The organism is Alloalcanivorax venustensis ISO4, from assembly GCF_015356855.1.
Taxonomy (GTDB): Bacteria; Pseudomonadota; Gammaproteobacteria; order Pseudomonadales; family Alcanivoracaceae; genus Alloalcanivorax; species Alloalcanivorax venustensis.
In genome coordinates this window covers 132,180-153,040 of the sequence record NZ_ARXR01000007.1, presented here as the reverse complement: position 1 = coordinate 153,040, position 20,861 = coordinate 132,180, and the positions used below count along the sequence as shown (strand labels likewise).

The window sequence follows — 20,861 nt, the reverse complement described above, 5'->3', positions numbered from 1 at the left end:
CATGCCAAAATCAAAACATTAAAGCCTTAAAGGACGAGCATGGATCCAGATGACTCTAAATTACAAAGCAACAGGGTCGATAGCGCGGTTTCAATCGCCAAAGGCGTCTTGGGTACAATACCCTTTGCCGGCAGCGCATTTTCAGAGCTAATCGGCCAAGTAATACCCAATCAACGACTAGATAGAATTGCAGCATTTTTAAATGAGTTAGACAAACGATTAATGAAAATCGAAGTCGAAATGCTACATCAAAATCAATACGCACTGGATCTCTTTGAAGACAGCATGTACCAATCAGTTAAGATCCTCTCTGAGGATCGCAATAAGTACCTGGCTATATTTTTAAAGAAATCTATAGACGTAGACTCGGCGTCCTATAGCACAAGAAAGCAGCTCTTAAACATTCTCCAAGATGTCACAGATGACGACCTAGATGTATTGATATCAATCTCTAGGTACTGGTATCAACCAACAGCACGAAAAAATCTGCTCCGCTCTTTAACCGTTGGACAATACGACTCACTCTCCGACGACGAGAGAAACGAATACGAACACGCTCGAGTTTCCTTCGGCTTGCACATTGCCACTTTAAGCCGCCTAAATCTTATCCATGTAAAATATAAGGAAACTGACCCAGAAGGACACAATGCTCACATAGACCGTGATACAGGTCTGCCTGAAGTAGAAGACTGCTCTTTAACGAATATAGGCAAGCTTCTTCTTTTAAATATAGGCGCATCTGAACTCTAAACTTAGCAAGCAGCATCGTCCTTTCCGGCCCGCCTTTCTGCGCGATGGCGCTATTCTTGGTGCGTAGCGAACGGTTTCTCAATATTAATGAGCAGCTTTCTTTCCCAGATCATCGGATGGATACCCATCAGGACAGACAATTCGAGAAAAACAAGATGCCCGCTGGCAACGTATAGATGTAGCTTTCAGCGGCAGGCGTAACTAACCAGAGGCATGGGCTTAGTTTTCCATACCAAATTGCGTAATTTATTGTCTATAAAAACTGAGATAGTGTCACTTCGTTTTCCAGTACCGATGAAGCCGTCGCCGAACGGCCTTTATTTTTAATTTAAAACCGTCCAGGAGGCCCGATATGGAAGATCGCTCTGAAGCCAAGATAAGCCCTTTAAGCCAGCACCTGAGCGCGGGGAATAAAACCGTCAAGATAGAAATTTGCCGTGGTGACGCTGGCGGCTGGAATCTCGAAATCATAGATGAATTCGGCACATCTACGATATGGGACGACGAGTTCGACACAGACGCGGCGGCACTGAATGAGGCCAAAACCACGATCCGGGAGGAAGGGATTGATTCTCTGATATGTACCGACCCGTGGGTGATGGCGAAGCAGCCACAACACTAGACGACCGACACGAAGGCCGCTGGCGTGATCCTCGCGATCCGAGCATCAGCATTAAACTTAGGTGGCGCCCTTCACGGACCCTGGCCGTTGATTTGCGCTAGGGTTATATGGTGAAGGGCTTTATCTAACCTCTCTCAGATAGCGCCGGCAAAGGTCTATTGCTTTATCAACAATGACACCTTTCCCTTCGGATGTTGCTAATCTCCCAACTCCGCTATCCCCATCAAACTGTGCTGGGTCCACTTCCTGAATCGTAACCCAGCTCAACCACCAATTATTGTGCGTCGCCCCTTCGATGTCAGCAAAGCGATTGCGGTCAGCGGGCACTTCAGCGTGCTTTCCTTCCTCGAAACGCCCCAGACCTACCCAAAACCTGTCTGATGCGTCCAGCCCTACTACCAAATGCATATCCTCTAGCTCGGCATCGCGCACACCATTTATACGGTAGAATCGGTAGCCACTAGGCGTTCTCCCCCTCGCCCAGCCTTCATAGATCCCCCAGTCAAGCTCACTCCAGCGCTCCGGCGATTTTACTCTTTCCAGGCGAGGCTCTTTCTCTAGCGCCTGATGTATACCCTCGATCAGTTCGTCAAGCAGCCTGGCGTGCAAGAAGAAGACGGAGCGGGTTAGCCTCGCCAATGTGGTTACCTCGCCCTGGTTAGCGACCACGTGATCCATCAAACCGCTGCTATTCAGTTCGCTCAATGCCTCTTCTCGCGAGTGCATGCCGATAGCCTCCATTAAAACTTCGTTGTATTGCGTCAGGATATGGTGAATCCGGCCTGTTTTCTGCTTATCGGACGTCCATTCCAACAGGCCGGTTAGCCAAGAGTGGATCTCGGTCTCGTAGCTGATGCATTGATAGCTGCCTTCTGCCAGCCCCGGCGTATCGCCGGAGCTGGCCGGGGCAGAAACCGAGATGGGAGACGGTTCACAGCCGTCTAGCGTGAGATAACACAGACGTGAGGTTACGGGTGGTGTTGCCTCGGATGCGAGCACCTGCTGGTAGCGCCATAGCTGAGCTTCTTGATCGGCCGCGTAGAGCTTGTTCTCGATCACCAAGCAGCAACTGGGCAGCCGGATCATCAGATCGACCCGACCATGCTCAGGGAAAGACCGTTCACGCCAGACCTGGGCGTGGTCGGCGCCAGCGTCATCAATCTCCAGCATGGATAAGAAGCGGCTCAAAGGCTCCCTTCCCAAGCCGTGATCGCCTTTTGGGTCCAGCAACCACCCCAGTAGCGGCGTGTGCAAGCGAACCTCATCGTGGACCGCGAAAAGCAGCGTTAGAAGGTTAGGCTTCTCTGTATACGACATCGCCCGGAGGCTCTGACACAGGTCGGATTCCCAAAACCAAGACAGATCGCTCCCACACTCACTCAATCTCAAACTCCTTCGCATCCAGCTCCAAAGGCGCCTTGCTGTACCCAAACGTCAGAACTTGATGGAGATACTCCTCCATGAAGGCTTCTAACGATCCGAACGTTTCATACTGGTAGACGTGACGAAACTCATGAGAATAGAGGCGCGCTGACTCAAAGCCCCTGACTATGTAGATCGAGTGCCCAAAGGTCATCCCCATTATCGTGCCATTCAGCATACCAACGCTCTTGGCCAGGCTGCTAATCACCGGGTCTTCCATGATCGGCACCTGATCGACCAGCATTACTCTGATATGAGTAGGCTCGAGCACGCCCACACTTCTAGCCAGATCGACACCAGCATCGCTCAGCTCCGTGCCCGAGTCCTGAATGGCACGGTAGTGGCCCTGGGCCCAACGGATCACCGCTGTTCGCACGTTCTGATAGTTATCCACGCCTACCCCTTCGCGCTAACGCCATCTCCTCTCGATCATCCCATCTAGTCGCGACAGCTTTTGTCGCAACACCGCGCTCTAAAACACCAATCAACGTACAGCACGCCTGGACACGCTGCCCGCTTGGGGTATCGGCGCTCTATTCGAGATTTTTTCAGATACACATTACTTCCATGAGCCCAGGGAATCGAACCCTTGGTGACCACCAACTGGAGGTATCAATGATTCTGCAATGCCCAAATTGCAGCTCGATCCATGTCGGCACCCGTCATGACGCCAGGAAAGCCTGCGGCGCTGCCGGCACGATTGCGGGCGTAGTAGGCGGAGTAGCAACCGGCGCCGGTCGCATGCAACTCGGTGTCGCTCTGGGCGTGGCTGCAGGCCCGCCCGGCATGGCTATGGGGCTGCTACTCGGTGGGCTGGCTGGCGGCCTTGTCGGAGGTGCCGGTGGAGCCGCCCTCGGTGACCTGATCGACCAAACCCAATTGGATTCGCTGGAGTGCCTGCGGTGCGGACACCGGTTCTCAGTGCCCTCGGAGCCTCCTAACGCTGACTGATTCCTTGTTTTCCTCTTCCAAGCCCGCTCACGCGGGCTTTTTTGCTTCTGGAGACCATTTATGTGCGATTGCGACAAGACCTTCGTAAAGAGTGAGAAGGGCCTGTATCAAGCTTTTGGTCCGATCACGTCGGACGATATTATCCGCACCGCCGCCGCCATCCTGCAGGAGAGCCTGACTCGAGGCGAGGCCCTTGCCACCCCCCAGGACGCCGCCCGGTTTCTGCAGATGGCCTTGGCCAACGAGAAGAACGAGCACTTCGCGGTGCTGTTTATGAACAACAAACATCAGGTACTTAGCTTCGAACGGCTGTTTTTCGGTACCGTCGACGGCGCCACCGTTCACCCACGGATCGTTGTACAGAAGGCCCTGGAATGGAACGCCGCCTCGGTCATTTTGGCGCACAACCATCCCTCCGGGCACAGCGAGCCATCCGAAGCGGATCGAACCGTAACCCAGCAGCTCGTGAAAGCACTCAGCTTGGTCGACGTCCGAGTACTGGACCACCTGGTGGTTTCTCAGTCGGGCTGGGAAAGCCTGTCCCGGCGCGGCTGGGTCTGAACTGCTCCCTGCCTACTGTCTTCGACTCGTCTTTCCGATCTCGCCCCGCCAGACCGGCTGGGGCGCCGCCTATTTCCAGCTTAATACTGCGCCATAAGCCTTCCGAGTTAGTGGAACCTCTTCGCTGGCTAAAACATCCACCTTTCCACCAGAGAAACGCTATGTCTTCCAACGATCCATCGCCCTATCGCCGGTTATCGCTGGCGGCGGACCTGAAAAGCAAGGCCCTGCCTCGAGCCGTCGCCCCAATCTGGGGGGCCTTTCTCTGCGAAGGGCTTATGACATCCAAAAGAGACCCGTATCGGAGTGAGCGCCTACTTAACTTCTGGAGCTCAGGCCGCATGAAGCTGATGATAGAGAGCTGTCGCTACTTGGATCGGATCTGGGCGTACCGCCGGCGCCGTTGGGGCCACCTGAGCCCCAAATACGGTATCTTCGAGTATGAGGTCATTTCCGCGTTCGGTGATCTTCTGGGTGTGCACCTGATCTTAAATCATGGTGAGCTCCCATCCGACGAAGAAGCCGACTTGATCATCCGGGGCTTGGTCGACGCTTTCTTTACCCGTGAAGATGCCCCCTAAGAGAGCCAGCGTATGAGCAGGGGAAGCACGTCGCCGGGTACCGTAATAATGGCATCCAACCCGCGTTTCGCTGTGCTGTCAACCTGACTGGGGCTCCTTCCGCGTGGCGAAGCCCTTCGGCCAGCGCCTCACTGCGTCCAGTGGTTCGATAATGCTTCCGCCTGCTCCATGATCCGCTCATATGCCTTTTACAAGGAGAATGCCCCTGGCCCTCTCTCCTTCGACGCCCCAAAGGTGCTTTGCCGCTCGGATACCCGTGCGCCGTTGTCCGTGGTGAGAAAGCGCTACCAAGTGGTTCAGCTTCAGACAATCTTGGAGCTTTACCGGGATGTGACCGAGCTGTCCAGTTTTGAGCCGGAACGGCAGGCGTGCTGAAAGGCGGCCGTAAGATCAAGTCTGAATTACTACAAATCACTCCACTCCCAATGCCTTAAACACCGCATCAACCGGATCAGAGTAAAAACTCACCTGATACTTGGAAAACAACTCCGCAGGCACCGTCGGAATATCCTGGGCATTGGCCATCGGGAGCAATACCTTCTTCGCGCCTGCATCCATACCCACCTGTAGCGCCTCTGCCATATTCTCGGCGGGGATAATGTTGCCACCCAGGCTCATGTCCCCCAGTACGATCATTTGGTTCTGGGTTGGCCGTTTCATGGTTGCAGAGCAGTAGGCAATAAATGACGCCAGCGTCATCTGCTTTGATGGGCCGGTGTTGTGTAACTCAACCATGTGCAAATGGAGGTCGAAGTCACTCGCCTTAGTCATGGTGCTTACGCGATTCACATTCGCCTTGAAGTAATCATGGGCGACTTTCAGACCTTCTTTAGCCCCAGAACTGGAACCTAAACCCGAGGTGTTGAGCTTGCCATTCCCCGCTGTAGCCTGAGTTTCCAGCCGGTAAAGGCCCAAGTGGCCGTTGGGCGCGCCTGTCGAAACGGTATAGACAGTGCCTGGCTTGGGCTGCCCCTCTGGAATCAGTCCACCGCCACCCTGCTCTTTCACACTGACATAGTGCTCTTCCATGGTCTCGGCATCGATGTAGGAGAAATGCACATCGAAGAATTCCATGCCACCGATTTTCTTGAGCTGTTCCTTCACCCGGCGGCGCACTTCAAGCGCATATTGCAGGCAACGCTCGATGGCAGCCTTGTCGTATTCACCATGCGGGTATAGCAGTTTCAATAGGCCTGACACTGTACGCCGCACCGCGATGCTGTCGCGCTGATTAAGGTTATTACCGAGCTTGTAGTACTTGTCGATGGCATCAGAGAACGTGCGCTTACGCATCTCGCGCATGTACTCCGCCAGATAGTCCACGATCAGCCCATACTGATTGGTGAAAAACTCAGGCCGCATCTTGGGTATTTCCCAACCCGGCACATAGGCATGGAAACGATCGAAGAAAGCGGAATCAATCATGGCTTCAGGGAATGGCGACAACAGGTGGCTGGTTTTCACCAGCGTTTCCACGGAATGATTGATATTGCCGACAAACACCATACTAGCACTAGCTGATATGGAGTCACGGCCACGGGCAAAGGAGCCTGAGGCCATGTAGTCCTTCATGATTTGCACGCCATCCTTGTCTTTGAATGAGATCCCGGCCACTTCGTCGAAAGCCACCACGTCCCACATTCCCACCAGCCCAACCTGCCGGCGTGACATGTTGTAGAACAGGTTGGCAACGGTGGTCTGCCCGCCAGACACGAGAATGCTGTTCGGGCTGCATTCCTTGTAAACGTGGCTTTTACCCGTGCCACGCGGGCCCAGTTCGCAAACGTTGTAGTTGTTCTCAACAAACGGAATCAAGCGCGCAAGCAAGTGCCACTTCACGCGGGTATCAAAATGTGCAGGCTCCATGCCGGTCGAGCGCAGCAGCACATCCAGCCACTCGTCCTCGGTAAACTGTTGCCGCGCCTCCATCAAGGCATTCATATCCATATTCGGCATCTGAATGGGTTTCAATTCCTTGATGGCGAAGGGCGAACTACTTTGGCCATCTTCATAATCATACTTGATGGAGATAATCGACCAGATTCCGCCGACCAGCAGCTTCTCATAGTCGTGAACCTGGCGGCTTTCGATATTGGCGTTATTGATGCCAAGATTGGAGAGAATGGCTTCGTATTGGTCTTTCTTCTCGTTAAGGCGAACCGTCACCTTGTCGATGATCTTGAAATTGCCGCTCTCACGGATGCGGGCCTTGATCTTCTCTGCCTCGTCGGGCCGCACATAGTTCTGTGACAGCACCTGCTTGACCCGATCCATGCCCTCGGCAATCTGCTCCTCATCGGCTGAGGAACAGTACATACCTAGCAGGTACTCCAGCACATATACCGGCACGTTGGCGCCTTCTTTCAGGCGCTTGGTCAGATCCTTGCGAACAATTTTGCCGGGAAAGTGCTCGACCAGCTTTGCGTCCAGATCTAGGGCGTTATCCGCCTCGTTTCGCATGTCAGAAGTCGAAGTCATTCTCTATTGCCAGGTCGATGCGCACCGGAATGCGCTGAAGTTCGATTTCGCTCTCAGCATCGCTGAGTACCAGAAAGTGGTCATTGCCAGGCTTCACCGCTTGAGCAGCCAGACTCAGGGACACTTTGCTTTGCCGCTCACCCAGCTCGGCGGCATCGCTGTCCAGGTTCAACAGCTCCCGGGATGAAACGCTGTCTCCGTTCTGATTCACCAATTCGATGGTGATCGTTGTCGCCAGCACCTTTTCACTGACCGGCTCGGTCTGCAGCAAGGTAAAGACATGGTAATTGGTCGTGATGCGATGTTGCTGGCCCAATACGTTCACGCCCACTTTGGAAACACGGGTGACCTCTGCAGACTTGCCGTATTTCTGCCGGATCTCGATGATCGGCACGGCCACCTCCTGCAAGGCGGCACCGCCATGAACAAAGCGCGCCCCTCCCACAAAGTGGAACCGCCCCACACCACGGGGGAGCCAGAACTCGGTATTACACCCCGTTCCAGCGGTGACGGCCGTTTTGCCCTGATGGGCGTACTCGGCCTCGCCCAGGTCCTTGCCAACCAGATAGCGCTTCTTGGCGGTTATGGCCCCGGCAGGCTTGCTGTCCATGGCACTCTTTTCCAGCGCATCCGGTGGCGTTTCTCGGAACAGGAAACCATGATCCGCCGTCACCGTAATCGCTGTCGCACTGGCATTATTCACCAGCCGCGACACCAGATCCGCCAGTTCATTGATCGCCTGGCGGCAGGCGATCCAGGTGCTCGATTCTGTACTGGCGGAATCCCCGACCGCATCAATGGTGTTGTGGTAAATGTAAATCACACGGTGCGGCCTGACGAAATCTCGCAGGGCCTGTTTGCCCATATTGGCCAGGGTTTCTGCCTTCACTGCGGTGCCGCCGACAGCCCCCACTATCTTGTTGCGGTTACCCAGGCCCTCCGAGGAGCGACCATCCACATCCACCGAGCCTTTCGCGTTGTAGGTCAGGATCTTGTGCGGCAGCAGGCTGGCCATGCCCAATTTGGTATAACTGGGAAGTACACCCAGCTGGCTACGTAGGGTGGCATTAATACGCTCGCGACCATTGATCTGGGTCTTCAGCTCATCGGCCACTTCATAGCGCAGCGCATCGCTGATAATGACAAACATGCGGCGCTCGTCACCTTTCGCCAGATAAGGCGCCACCACTTTCTGGTAGAAGTTCTGCTGGTTGACGACACCCTCCAGCCTCCAATTCTCCAGCAGGCCATTTTTCAGATGTCCATCCCAATGGATGGCCAGCTTGTTCAGGTAGCGATTGAGGTAGGCCGCTTCCACCTGATCAGCCAGGGGGGCAATCGCATCCGGGACACGGGCGGACACCACATCCGCTGCCTCGTGGAACAGACGATAGAACTGATCAATTTCGAACAGCGACTCGGTATAAGCGGTATACGCCTGCTCCGGGCTGGTGAAGGCAAATTGTTGGGCGCGGGTTTCGATGGCCTCGAACAGACCCGTCGCCGATAACAGCGCCTGATAATAGCCTCGCCAAATACTGCGCTTCCCCACCTCCGTATCGGGATAGCGATCACTCACCCAATAGCTGGCCAGGCGACCATTCACCGTGCGGCGTACATCGGCCATCACACTGCTGGCCATATTGCCCAGCAGCTGATCGCGCAGTGCATTGGCGACGATTCGCTCCAGATCCACAAACGTCGCACAGTTCGCCACATCGGCGGGCGTCAGGCCGGCGAGATGACGGGCAAGATGCAGGTCACTGGCCAACCGGGCGGACAGCACGTCGTAATCCTTCTGCCGTGCCGTCGAATCCCGCCATTGGGACAATAGCACCGCCACGTTCCCGGCTTTCGCTTGCGGCAACGCAAGCTTGATCAAGCCGGTCGGCAGGGGCTTTTTCAAGCCCCGGCCAAGATCAGTCACCAACAGCCGAGGAATGAACCGTGCCAGGCTGGGCGCGTCATCCCCATAGCCGAAATGCCGCTCGACCAGGGCCCATGCGAACGGTTCCAGACCGTACTTGACCAGGCTCTTCCACAAAGGGGACTCATCAAAGGCCACGCCCTCGTCGAGCTGAGCCACGTCGCAGAGCAAATCCAGCAGCAGCGTAAAGGGATCCGCCGAGCCACTCCGCGACAACACCGCCCAGGTCTTGGCATCGATGTCGCGCTCCATGTCGTCGGCATGCAGCAAACTGGCCAAACGCTCGGTGCGGTCTTTACTGGCAAAAAAACGGCCACGATCTTTGAGGTAATGACGCAGGCTGGCATGTTGCAGCCCGAGGTCCTGCTGCAGCATGGAGGTGGCATCGGCGGCAAACGGCTCGGCATAAAGGCGAATATCCAACAACCAGTCCTGCTCTGGGTCAGGTGCTTGCTGGCCTTCGTACAGCACAAAGCAACTCGCGGGCGACTCCAGCTCCACCTGCCGCTTCACCTCCAGTGCAGGGGTATCGCCCAGGGAGACCACGTCTGCCCCACCAAGGGAAAGGTCAGCCACGGCATCGGCAAATTCGCCGTCAGGATCAGACCACCAGACAATCCGGTTGCCTGCCTGCAGCAGCTTAGCCAATCCGTTCTCTATCCGCTCTATGGCGCTTGTTCCGCTCACTTAAGCGTCTCCGTCAAAATTGGCATCATACCCCAGCGTGTCCCTGATAGCCTGCCGGCCCCAAACAGGTCATATTGAGCCAGCATTCAGCACCGCGTCAAAAGAGAACCGGATCATCGTGCGCGCATTCGGCTCTCTTTAACCGGTCATCAGCCCCTCATCCTCAGCCTTACTCGTCTTTACCCTCAAGCTGCTCAAACGCCGCCTGCATCGTAGGATTCTTGCGGGTCAGCTTCTTCACCGTCACGTCCTGCGCCTTGTCGTTTGCCAATCGAAGATTCCGATCCGTGCTCATCAGCGCATCCTTGGTCTTTTGCAGGTGGTTGATTGATTTATCGATCTCATCAATGGCTGTCTGGAATTTTCGGGACGCCAGATCGTAGTTCTTGGCAAAGGCCGTTTTGAATGTATCCAGATCACTCTCAAAGTTAGTGATATCGATGTTCTGGGCTTTAACCAGCGCCAGCTCCTGCTTGTACTCCAGGGAATTCATGGCGGCATTGCGCAGCAGGGTGATCATGGGAATGAAAAACTGGGGGCGAATGACATACATCTTGGGGTAACGATGGAATACGTCCACGATACCAGAGTTATACAGCTCGCAGTCTGGTTCTAGTAGGGATACCAGGATGGCGTATTCGCAGCCCTTCTCATTGCGATCCTTGTCCAGCTCCTTGAGAAAGTCTTCATTTTTCTTCTTTGTCGCGGTGGTATCGCTCTCGTTCTTCATCTCGAACATGATCGAGACGATGGGCGTATCGTTCTCGTCAACATCCCGGAAGATGTAGTCGCCCTTGCTGCCGGAGCTGGCGTCGTTGTCCTTCTCAAAGTAGGCCCGAGGGAAGGCCGTCGAGCGAATGCGGTTGAATTCGGTTTCGCAATGCTGCTCCAGGGTCTCACCCACCATTTTGGTAGACAGCCGCGCCTTCATATCCCGCAGGCGCTCGATGGCATCGTCCCGGTCTTTGATCTGGGTCTCGTATTTGTCTTTGAGCGAGCGCTCCGCAGCTTGCTTCTCAAGATCCGCCTGGCTCAGCTTGTGCTGTAGCTGGTCACGCTCCCTTTCCACCACAGAAACCGCCTGGGTAATGGCGAGCTGCTTGCTGGTATCCGTCGCATCGAGTTTGGATTTCAGCTCCTGAATTTCCTGATTCAGGCGTGCTTCAATCAACTGGGTAGCTGATTCGTTATCGCGCTTTGCCTGTTTGAGGTCACTCAATAGTGAATCGCGCTCTCTCTCGACCACTTTCAGGGCATCGGCAATGGCCAGTTGCTGAGAGGCCTCACCGGCTTGCAACTTGGCCTGCAGCTCCTGGAGCTCCTTATCTTTGGCTGCCTCTGATTTCTGGATTTCGCTGGCTGCCTGCTCCCTGGCCAGAGCGAGCGCAGCATCTTTGTCCTTTTCGGCCAGCGCGAGGCGCTCCTGTAGCTGCTCTTCAAAAGCGTGGTCGCGCACCTGCTTGAGGATATCCGCATAGCCGGCTTCATCGATCTTGAACGCCTTGTTGCAATGAGGGCAGATTATCTCATTCATGGCAAAATCCTTTTATTATCATGGATCACTAATTTGGCTCGTGAGTGATATTCCAGTTCTTCAACAGCTCCGCGTATCGAGGCCCAAGCTTCAAATCTTCTTTATGTATATCGTGAAGAATTTTGAGGTTACCAAGCAATTCCGCATCGGACTCCGCCGAATCTTGAGAAAAGGCGCAGGAAGCCGGTGTTATTTGCCAAAACCCGTACCCTGCCTTCTGAACCACGAGGCGCAATGGATCGTCTGAGGGAAAAGCATCCATAAATACTGAGTGGGCATTGCTATCCATTAGAATTCTGGGCCACAGAGCAAAGCATGAACCGCTTTCAAGTTCGTAAGCCCTATTCATTGCCGGACCAAAAAGAACACCCGGTGACTCATGAATAGCCTTACCCACTGTCATACCGCCGCGCACAGTGATGCCTTTACGCAAAAATGCTCTAACCAATGCTCTTACGAGCGAAAAGTGAAAATACGTAGACCCTTTGTTACTAGCCGGGGTTGAAATGACAAAGCTATCAGAAAAATGCGTGATAGAAATGGGCCATAATTCTTTGCTTTCTTTGTACTCTCTTTGTTGTGCTAGGCCTTCGAGGCCATCTATCGGTTTGACTTGCTTGCTCCCATCAATCCCCAAGGTCGGAACGCCGCCCACAACAACCGACTCAAGAAGGTCTCCCGTAAACTCCTTGAGCAGCCAGTACAATTTGTTAGCACTCCAATCACCATCATTTTCCAATGTTTGATCGATAACGCCTTTAAAGCCGCAGAGATCGAGAAATGTCAGCAGCCTATCTTCATATTCTACCGGTAACTTGCTTTGATCAGTCACCGGCCTTCTTCCCCGTCACGGCTTTCACCTCAGCCAGCAGATCACCAAACTTTCCGTAGTTGAACTTTACGCCATCGTCGAGATCCAGGGTGATGCGCTGATCGGCGTAGTGGCGGAGGCTTTCGTCGAAGCGGCGGAGTTCGTCGAGTTGTTTGATGAGCTCGTCCTTTTTCTTCTGGAAGCGTTTTTGCTCGGCGCTGGAGGTGGAGGATTGGATGTCCTGCTCCAGGTTGTCGATGCGGGCTTGCATACGGGATTGCAGGGGGACGACGTATTCCATGCGCATGCGGGAGAGTGTGCCGGCGTTGTAGCGGTGCAGATAGACGAGGGCTTCGAAGGCTTTGTGTTTGCCGGAGCTGAACAGCCAGTAGATGGGTCGCTTTTTGTAGGTTTGCAGGTGGTCTTTGTAGAAGTCGCGGCTGAGGTAGCGGCGGATGGTGCCGTCGGCGGATTCGCTGGCTTTTTGCCCCAAGGATTCGGCGAGCCAGGCCATGTTCTCGGCTTCGGTCTCTTCACCCCAGACGACACGGACAAATTCGCGAATGCGGTTGGCACCGTCATCCTCGAACCAGGCTTCATCGGTGATGGGGACGATGCCGTCATCGTCGGCCGGGAAGGTTTCGTAGCGGCTGGGGTCGAAGCCTTCGTTGCCGGCGTGGGCGTAGATCAGGCCGGGGGCGTCGAGGCTGTAGCGGCCCATCATGCAACCGATCGAGTATGAAGCGAGCTCTTTGGCGAGTTCCTCATCCCCACTTCTGGAGATGGTAACTCTCTCGCTGGAACCGAAAGCTTGAACTTCGCTGAGGCCATAGCACGCCGCAATAGTCTGATTTAGCTCCTGCTCCAAACCGGCAGTAATAGCGATTGCGGATCCTTGATTCTTTTGAATTTCTACGGCGCTTAAAGCCAATGACGCATGATTCGTAGAACAAAGCGGCAATCTCTGAAAATCCCAGGATGATTCACGTGCATCCCAGTCCGCTTTAGCCAAATCCACTGCCTTAGTCACGAGTTCTTCGATTTCCGCTTTTCTCTCTACAAGGCTGGTGGAAATTGGCAGGTTTCCAATGTTCCACGCTTGAAAATTCAAGGTCGGATTTATTGCATAGAGCAATGATTTTGCCGTAGAGCTGTTTAGGAATGCAGCCAGCATGCTCACATACTGAGCCTTAGGAAAAGCAGCGGACCCCGATGCGTCGAATAAGCAGCCACCGAAGGTAACACGACATGAAAACTCTGACGACGTAATCGCTGACCAATTCACATTGGGTTTGAAAATGTACTTTTCATTGAACGCATGCGCCGGCACTTTTCCTTTTGAGTCTTTGGTAGTTCTGAGCCGGTTGCCGTCTTTCTCCCAGTCGACTACGTATTCGTAGTTTCCGTACCATTTTCTATACTGGCCACCTTTTTGATAGGGAAACCATTTTTTTCCAGAGGCTGCAGCAGAATCGCGATCCTTGAAGCCCAACCCAAACGAATCGAGCGGGACCTCGTGCCATAGCCTGACGAAATCCGCGTTATTCCCCGTGATCATCCCAGCCCGGGGAGTTCCGAACTCATGCAGTGGTGTACCAGTCTGAAATGCACTTAACGTGGTCTGATCCACCCAATACGCCACAGGGCTTCCCGGAATCTTCTTGAAATCATCCGGTTTGGCGGTATAGAACCAGCCGCAATCCGGGTTGCGAATGGCCTCCAGTGTCCTCGGCCCCTGATTCTCGGAGCCTCGGAAGTCCGATAGCCGGACGTAGGAGCCGGTGAAGTTCTCGACATGTGCCTTCGATAGCGTAAAGGTACAGATGGGCACCGTCGCCTCGGCAAAACCTGAGTATTCCAACTGCACCAGTGTGGTCAGCGTGTTCCGCTCGATGAAGTGCCGCCGCAGTTCCTCGTAACTGGAGATGAACATCCAGACGAAGGGCGACATGAAGCCAAGCTGTCCTGCCGGCTTGGTCAGTGCCAAATCGCGGATCATGAATGCGGAGAACAAATCCTTCTCGTAACCTTTGTATTTAGCCTTGAGGTGTTTCTTCAGATTAGGGTTGAGGTACTTGTTGCCCATGTACGGAGGATTAGCCACCACCGCATCAAACTGCATCGCCAGCACCTCCGCCTGCTCCACCAGTCCCAGTAGTGTTTCTGCCGCATCACGCCCCAACATGTCACCACCACCAAGAACGGCTTCCAGCTCCCGTCGCAAATCCGGCAAGGCACTCGCCAGTTCGGCGGAAATCTGAATCAGCGAGCCAAAAGTCTTCGCCTGTTCGAAGGACTCTACAAGCTGGCTCACGGTCGTGTCGCTGACCTGCGGCGCATTCAACGCACTGTGCAGTTCCGTGGCACTGCCTGACTTCGCCTCCTGCAAGGCCAGCACATTCAAGGCCACCGGCTGCCCAAACAGGCGCCGATCATCGGCACGCGCTTTCATCAGCAGCGCAAAGCCGGCGAGCTGGGCGGCACGGTCGTCGATGTCCAGGCCGTAGAGGTTCTTTTCGAGGATCAGCCGGGGGATGTCCTGCCGGCGGTAGCCGCGTTCGAGATAGATGTCGCGCAGCAGGTCGTAGGCTTCCACCAGGATGTGGCCGGAGCCACAGGCCGGGTCGAGCAGCGTGAGGGATTCGGGGTTTAGCGTGGCGCCGTCCTCGTCTATGCGGGCCTGAATGAGCGCGTCGAGCTGGGCGTTGACTTCCTCCGTCTGCTCGTCGGGCTTGATGTAGTACTCCCACTTGGTGGCCAGTTGGCTGGTGGGGTTGGCCATCAGCCACAGGCGGCCGAGGCTGTTCTGTACCAGGTATTTGACGATCCAGTTGGGGGTGAAGAGCTGGGTGGCGGCGGGGATGTCCTCGCTTTTCACCACCTTGCCGATGACCTGATCCTTTTTTTCGCTGATGTAGAACTGGTAGAGCCAGCCGATGATTTCCACGTCCTGCCAGTCGGCCTCGTCGATGGCGGTGACGAGCTTGCCCAGAATGGAATCGGTGCGCAGCAGGCCGTCGGGCAATAACAGTTCGGTGGCATCATCCAGTGATTCAAACAGGAAGGGCATCGCGGTATGCAGGGCATGGCACTGGGCCAGTAGCACTTCGCGGTAAAGTTCTTCGTCTTTATTGCCCGCCAGTTTGAGTTCCAGCGCGACTGGCTTATCCAGCCCCGGCAATTCCAGGTCTGCAATATGATCCAGGATCTCGGGCTGGGTGTGGCCGGTGTCTTTATTGGCAGGATGACTGAGCACCCGATAGCCATGATCCAGAAAGCCGTGCAGCTCCATATAACGGACTGCAACCAGGCGGTTGAACCAGGTATAGGCCATCGCCTCCATGACCTGCGTAAATCCCTGTTCACGAATGCGGGCTTCCAGCGTGGTACGCATTTTCCCGTAGGCTGCCGGGAAGGCACGGCCATTGATGAGCAGCGCATCGCCCTGCTTTTCGACGTTGGCGGGGCTTTCCGGGTTCAGCCCCAGCAGCTCGGCACGGCGCGTGACGGCAGCGATAAAATGGAGACGCGCCTGGGGCGCGTATTTTTTGAGGGCGGATTTGTTCATGCTTTAGGTCACTTCCCCAATGTCTAGCGGATTTGCACCCGGCAGTCTTTTGCCAGTGCATCCATAATTTGTTTACGCAGCTCTTCCAGGTATTTATCGGCGCTTTCAGCATCTTCGATATAGGTGCTGGTGAGCCTGCTGGCATGTATCGGCTTGACCGGTTTTACTGCTTGCACGGGTTCGCTCAAGTACTTGCCTTTTTCTTCTGCCACCTTTTTCGCCTCGGCCGAGATTTTGGCTAGTTCGTCTACGGCATCGTCCGCCGCATCGGTGGACTGGGTCGATAGCTGATGCAGGTGAGCCAGGCTGGTTTGCGTTTCTGCGCGTTGGCGCAGAGTTTGAAGCGGGTTCAGGCTTTGATTGCGGGTATCCGCATCGGCCTTGGCGGCATCCAGATCGGCGCTGACCCGTGCAATTTGTTTGTCAATATAATCCAGCGCATGGGTGCGCACTCTGGCGATCTCCACGCTGTTCACTTGGTCGATTTTGCTGACCAGGGCTTCCACCTCTTGCAGCAGGCCAAAGGGCGATGGCGCCGTGCGGATGGCTTCCAGCCGTTGCAGCGCGGTTTTGGCGCCGTTGTCTTTTTCCAGCGCGGGGCGGTTGGGGTCAAACTCGCGCAGCGCCTTGATAAGCTTGTCCCAGACCGGCTTCTGGTTGGTGAAGAAATGGCCAAGCTCTTGATGGTTATCGGCGGTATCCAGCAGGTCATCTTTGTGGCCGGTGAACTGCTGTATGGCCGTATAGCTGTCTGGCGCGGACAGCAGTTTGTCGCACAGGGCCAGGCCCTCATCCGCCAGGGACTTACCGGGGTAGCCGGTGTTGCTGAGGGTGCTCCACTGCTTGAAGTCTTGCTGCCAGTGTTGCAGGTGGCCTTTGATGGCCGCATAGAGGCGGTCTTCATCTTCAGGCGGCAGTTTACCAAAGATGTCGCGGGTGAGGTTTCTGGCTTGCTGAAGCTCACCACTACCAATGGCTTTGCGACGTTCGACCTCAATGGAGCGCCAGCGCGACGGCGGGTTGAGCTGCTCGTAGACCTTCTCAATAGGCAACACGGTTTGATTGAGCTTGAGGCTGAGGTCCCCAGCCCTGACCAGCCGGATAACCAGCAAAACGGTTTCCCATTCCGACCAGCCATAGGGGCGGCGGGCGAAGTGGGTGTTGGCCAGATCATGCAGGATGATTTGGCGGTGGCTGGCACTGGCCAGCTCGACGTATTGCTGCACTTCTTTCAGGGCGCGGGGGTTGACGGTCTCGCCTTCGCCCAGATCCAGGGCCAGCGTTGACGGGTCATCCAGCAGGGCCTTGATTTCGGCCTGGGGGTCCCCGGTGAGGTGCTCGATATAGGCCAGCTTACCGAAGCTGTTGCGCACCAGGTCATGCAGGGCTTCATTGACGATAGCCTGGGCGGTGGAGGCTTTGAGGTCTGGCTGGTGACCAGCGGAAAACGCCACGGCGTTTTGCAGGAGCTTTTCCAGCGTCACTTTGAGGCGATCACGGCGCTGACGGTTTTCATCGGCGCGGTCTTGCAGGATACGCCTGGCGGTGGATGGAAGACTGCCATCGGTGCGCTTCATCACGTATTTGTCGGTCTGGATGTACTGGCGCAGCTCGATAGCCAGCTGGCTATCGTCTGGCAGGCGCAAGATGACCTGGCCGTCGCCGTCGGTACTGCGCATCAGGGTTTTGTCGTCGCGCCATTCGTCGCGGTCGTCAATCAACGGGGTGATGACCTGGAGGTTCAGCGCACCCTCATTACGATTGCCGTAGGGGTGTTGGTCACAGCTGAGGTTAAGGGCAAAGTCGTTGCCGTTGTCGGTAAAGCGGAATTTGCGCATACCGCCAAGCAGGTCTTCAAAAATCAGCTCGCCGAGCTTCTTGGCTTCTTCTGCGGCGGTAAGATCTACCGCTTTGATCTCGCGGCTGATATCGCGCTCTTCGTTGGTAAGGAAGAAGAAATTATCGCCGTTTCGGCTGACTAGGGTTTGCCCTTCCAGCCGTTGCAGGCTTTCCTCGATTTGAGTGCGCAGGCCCCGACGGTCGGCGTCGATCTGGTCGATAAACAGGGTAATGAGGTTATCGACATTGCCCGGGATCTCGTCCACATAGCGGATCAAGAACAGGGTTTGCAGCACGTTGACGTCGAAATCCTGCAGCGAGGGATTCTTTGCGGCATTTTCGATGGTGGATTTCACCACCCCTTCAAGGAAGCTTTCGATGGAGGGGTAAAAGCAGTACAGCGGCACCAGTATACCCGGCTCCTGCTCTACCACCGCTTTGGCAGCAGATTGGAAGGCGTCCAGCAGCGAGCGCTCCCCCCGCGCCAGGTGCAAGCCGGTGGCCCCAGCCTTACGCACGGATTCAAAAATGCTTTGTACGAGGGTGAATTGGTATGGCGCAAAGGGGTACACCTCCGCGAATTCGTCTTCATCAGCGTAGGCCTTGAAGGTGCGCCCGGTGTTGGTGAAGCTGAGCTGGTTTTTGAGGATGTCCGCTTCTTTGCGGAATAGCTCGCGCAGGATGTCTGCGGCTTCCGGGCGCTTTTTCAGCAAGCGTTTTTGGATGACCTCATCCACATTGGCCGAGGAAAGAGACAGCCGGGTGCGGAAGCGCCCCTGAATTTTGGAGAAGTCGTTGGCGCTGCTGGCTTTGAGCTGACCGACAACGGCGTCGATATCTTCCTGGGAGGTAACAATGACCCAAGCGCGGCCATCACAGATGGTGCCAAGGTTTTCCGTGATGGTTTGCAGGTTCAGCATCAACTGGGTGTTGCCACCAATGAACTGGCCGATCTCGTCCACCAGAAAGACGATGCGGTGTTGTTTGCCGCATTTTTCCAAGTATTCCTTGATCATCTTGCAGACGTTTTCGACCGAGAGCCAGTTGTCGAAGTCACGCTCCAGGCGCTCCAACCAGGCATCCGGATCTGATACCGCTTGCCCCATCGCGGCGCTGTAGGCGGTGGCGACGGCATCAGAGTAGAAGGTGTAGCCGTCACGCTCATCCAACCAGGGAGAGTCGGCGGCTTTTTCGAATTCGGCTTTGAAGGTGTCGAACGCCCCCTTCTCCTCCAGCTCCTGCTCCAGGCGGGCAATATGAGGGTGGTCGGGGCTGAAGCCACGCATTTCATTGAAGACTTTCAGGAAGACCTTAAGGATGGCATCGCGGGTGTTATCGGCATCGGCTTTGCTATCGATGTTGAACAGCAGAACGTCGGTATCGCCGGTAATGGCGCGGGCAATGTCTCCCGCCAGCATGGGATCGGTGATTTTGTCCTCAAAGAAGTCCTGGGCTTTGCGGGTTTGCCCTTCCTGGCTGACCTGCCGATTGGCGAGCAGGTAGGAAAGGATTTTGATGAAGTGGGATTTACCACTGCCGAAGAAGCCGGATACCCAGACCCCCACATTGCCGCTGGCCTCAGCGGGATTATCCAGGGCAGAGAGATAGCGCTCGAAAAAACCGCGCAGGTGGCCATCCAGCTCTTTGGTGATTACGTATTCGTCAAGCTCCTGCCAGACGTTGACGTCGTCCTTCTGATCCGCCTTGATAACGCCGTTAATGCTGCGCTGGATGCTGCGCTCGAACATATCCCCTATCGACATGCTTTATCTCCCTATTTAATATTCTGTCGTCAATCGACCAGCCGAAAAGCGCGATAATACGGCGTGTCGCTCAGCTGACCGAACAGCCGTAGCGACTGACCGTCGTATTTGCCCGGAAAGAACAGCACCAGTGGCGTTAACCCGGTGTAAGGCTGCAAGACGTTGAGTAATTTGTGGGTACGGATGATGGGGTAGGCGCTGCCGACCCCATCGATCAGGTAGGCGTCGTACTCATCGGCCGGCCATTTTGCGGTAATGAAACCTGCTACCTTTTCGGCCTTGAGCGGCCCCTTCAACTGTTTCAGCAACGCCTCGCCACCTTTCGCGGCTTGCAGCTTCACGGCCTTGTCGTAGAAATTGCGCTCTTCGAGCATGTCGACCAACACCTGGAACAAGTGAACGCGGGCAACCTTCAGCGCCGGCTTGGATTTAGCGAGTTGGGCGACCAGGAAGTCGACATGCTCGCGCACCTGCTCCTCACTTTCTGCCGGGTAGTCGAATGCATAAAACGGCACTTCGTTGCCCAGGCCCCGGTTTTCCCTGAATTTCTCTGAGGTCAGGGTGGGCAGTATTTTGTTGAGTCGTTCGTCTAGGCGATTCACGCCGGCCTCCCTTTCAATGCGCGCAATCCATGGCAGACAGAATGTCGTTATGGCCATGTGCGGCCAGGTAATTGCGGACTTCTGGCAGCACACGCACATGCTGCAAGGATTTCGCTTTGTTCTTCGCCAGATACCCGGCTTCGGTCAGCATGCGGTAGGCATTCTGCCTGAGCTTGGTTTGGGTGCCTTCAGAGACTTCAGCCAGATTGGCGTGGATGAGACTCATGTCTGCGAAGAAGCTTCGCCAGATACGGTCTTCCAGACCGGAGCTCATTCGACGGTACTCGTCACTTAACGCGGTACGCATGAACTCCGCCAGCAACGGCGAAAATTTCAGCGCACAGGCCAGGACGGCCTGGGTTGCCGCTGGACGCTCTGCATTGGCGACAATCTCCCAGAGATCCTCATCCATGGTTTCCAGGCGCATGCGGGCTATGTCGGCGTAGCTTTTAGCGGTATTAACCGTTTTCGCCTGAAGGATATTCTCTGCCTCGACCGCCTGCCGCCACCGCTTAGCATCCGGGCGCTCCAGCAACAGGCGAGCAACAGACTGGGTCTCAGGAACAATCAGCGATGCCTTGGTGAAATTGGCTAGCAATGGGGCTCCTTGTCTGGGTTGATGCAGCAATGACTGCTGAGGTTTAAGGCGGAGCTGGCGACACGTTCCCCAAGCGCACGATTTTACTGCTATTTTAGCGTTGGGCTCCCGGATTGTAACCCGCACAGAGGGACATACGCAGGAGGCGCTACTGCGATCATTATTCC

General features: G+C 55.3%; 14 protein-coding genes. 4 read left to right on the top strand and 10 right to left on the bottom strand.

Annotated elements, in window-relative coordinates; genetic code table 11:
• Nucleotides 1-39: 39 nt before the first annotated feature.
• Nucleotides 40-750 carry a hypothetical protein gene (locus ISO4_RS06505; RefSeq protein WP_194855589.1) on the top strand — a complete coding sequence of 237 codons (711 nt, stop codon included), beginning with the start codon at nt 40-42 and terminating at the stop codon, nt 748-750.
• A 352-nt stretch (nt 751-1,102) separates the two neighbouring features.
• Nucleotides 1,103-1,372, top strand: coding sequence for a hypothetical protein (locus ISO4_RS06500; protein ID WP_194855588.1), 270 nt, complete (start codon nt 1,103-1,105; stop codon nt 1,370-1,372).
• A gap of 120 nt (nt 1,373-1,492) precedes the next feature.
• Here ISO4_RS06500 and ISO4_RS06495 read toward each other — a convergent pair whose 3' ends face one another.
• Nucleotides 1,493-2,689 (bottom strand): PDDEXK-like family protein, encoded by a 1,197-nt coding sequence (locus ISO4_RS06495; RefSeq protein ID WP_194855587.1) that lies wholly within the window; start codon nt 2,687-2,689, stop codon nt 1,493-1,495.
• Nucleotides 2,690-2,747: 58 nt separating this feature from the next.
• Nucleotides 2,748-3,188, bottom strand: coding sequence for a hypothetical protein (locus ISO4_RS06490; RefSeq protein ID WP_194855586.1), 441 nt, complete (start codon nt 3,186-3,188; stop codon nt 2,748-2,750).
• 617 nt (nt 3,189-3,805) lie between these two features.
• Between ISO4_RS06490 and ISO4_RS06485 the strand changes: the two genes are divergently transcribed.
• Together ISO4_RS06485 and ISO4_RS06480 are read left to right on the top strand one after the other, a co-directional pair.
• Entirely contained in the window at nt 3,806-4,306 is a 501-nt protein-coding gene (locus tag ISO4_RS06485; protein WP_194855585.1) for a JAB domain-containing protein, read from the top strand.
• 161 nt (nt 4,307-4,467) lie between these two features.
• Complete coding sequence (locus ISO4_RS06480) at nt 4,468-4,887, top strand: hypothetical protein (RefSeq protein WP_194855584.1); 420 nt, start codon at nt 4,468-4,470, stop codon at nt 4,885-4,887.
• Nucleotides 4,888-5,298: 411 nt separating this feature from the next.
• Here the strand turns inward: ISO4_RS06480 and brxL are convergent, their stop codons facing one another.
• The 8 genes from brxL to ISO4_RS06440 all read right to left on the bottom strand — a co-directional run bounded on the left by brxL (nt 5,299) and on the right by ISO4_RS06440 (nt 20,694).
• On the bottom strand, nt 5,299-7,365 hold the full coding sequence (gene brxL, locus ISO4_RS06475) for a protease Lon-related BREX system protein BrxL (protein ID WP_228547955.1): 2,067 nt from the start codon (nt 7,363-7,365) through the stop codon (nt 5,299-5,301).
• Nucleotides 7,349-9,979: a BREX-1 system phosphatase PglZ type A gene (gene pglZ / locus ISO4_RS06470; protein WP_194855583.1), complete on the bottom strand. Its 2,631-nt coding sequence runs from the start codon at nt 9,977-9,979 to the stop codon at nt 7,349-7,351. Before pglZ ends, brxL begins: the two co-directional genes overlap by 17 nt.
• A gap of 169 nt (nt 9,980-10,148) precedes the next feature.
• The gene (locus tag ISO4_RS06465) at nt 10,149-11,513 is read right to left on the bottom strand and encodes a DUF2130 domain-containing protein (protein WP_194855582.1); all 1,365 of its coding nucleotides are present in this window, start codon (nt 11,511-11,513) and stop codon (nt 10,149-10,151) included.
• A 28-nt stretch (nt 11,514-11,541) separates the two neighbouring features.
• The gene (locus ISO4_RS06460) at nt 11,542-12,345 is read right to left on the bottom strand and encodes a hypothetical protein (protein ID WP_194855581.1); all 804 of its coding nucleotides are present in this window, start codon (nt 12,343-12,345) and stop codon (nt 11,542-11,544) included.
• Nucleotides 12,338-15,892, bottom strand: coding sequence for a BREX-1 system adenine-specific DNA-methyltransferase PglX (pglX, locus tag ISO4_RS06455; protein WP_194855580.1), 3,555 nt, complete (start codon nt 15,890-15,892; stop codon nt 12,338-12,340). The genes ISO4_RS06460 and pglX overlap by 8 nt, the downstream gene beginning before the upstream one ends.
• Nucleotides 15,893-15,915: 23 nt before the next feature.
• Nucleotides 15,916-19,494 (bottom strand): BREX system P-loop protein BrxC, encoded by a 3,579-nt coding sequence (gene brxC / locus ISO4_RS06450; protein WP_194855579.1) that lies wholly within the window; start codon nt 19,492-19,494, stop codon nt 15,916-15,918.
• 29 nt (nt 19,495-19,523) lie between these two features.
• The gene (locus tag ISO4_RS06445; RefSeq protein ID WP_194855578.1) at nt 19,524-20,096 is read right to left on the bottom strand and encodes a DUF1788 domain-containing protein; all 573 of its coding nucleotides are present in this window, start codon (nt 20,094-20,096) and stop codon (nt 19,524-19,526) included.
• Nucleotides 20,097-20,109: 13 nt separating this feature from the next.
• The gene (locus ISO4_RS06440; protein ID WP_194855577.1) at nt 20,110-20,694 is read right to left on the bottom strand and encodes a DUF1819 family protein; all 585 of its coding nucleotides are present in this window, start codon (nt 20,692-20,694) and stop codon (nt 20,110-20,112) included.
• Nucleotides 20,695-20,861: the final 167 nt, after the last annotated feature.

Excerpts from the sequence above, each read along its gene's own strand:
- brxL (WP_228547955.1), bottom strand. The coding sequence starts at position 7,365 with ATGACTTCGACTTCTGACATGCGAAACGAGGCGGATAACGCCCTAGAT.
- ISO4_RS06495 (WP_194855587.1), bottom strand. The coding sequence starts at position 2,689 with ATGTCGTATACAGAGAAGCCTAACCTTCTAACGCTGCTTTTCGCGGTC.
- ISO4_RS06500 (WP_194855588.1), top strand. The coding sequence starts at position 1,103 with ATGGAAGATCGCTCTGAAGCCAAGATAAGCCCTTTAAGCCAGCACCTG.
- ISO4_RS06505 (WP_194855589.1), top strand. The coding sequence starts at position 40 with ATGGATCCAGATGACTCTAAATTACAAAGCAACAGGGTCGATAGCGCG.
- ISO4_RS06465 (WP_194855582.1), bottom strand. The coding sequence starts at position 11,513 with ATGAATGAGATAATCTGCCCTCATTGCAACAAGGCGTTCAAGATCGAT.
- ISO4_RS06485 (WP_194855585.1), top strand. The coding sequence starts at position 3,806 with ATGTGCGATTGCGACAAGACCTTCGTAAAGAGTGAGAAGGGCCTGTAT.
- ISO4_RS06480 (WP_194855584.1), top strand. The coding sequence starts at position 4,468 with ATGTCTTCCAACGATCCATCGCCCTATCGCCGGTTATCGCTGGCGGCG.
- brxC (WP_194855579.1), bottom strand. The coding sequence starts at position 19,494 with ATGTCGATAGGGGATATGTTCGAGCGCAGCATCCAGCGCAGCATTAAC.
- pglX (WP_194855580.1), bottom strand. The coding sequence starts at position 15,892 with ATGAACAAATCCGCCCTCAAAAAATACGCGCCCCAGGCGCGTCTCCAT.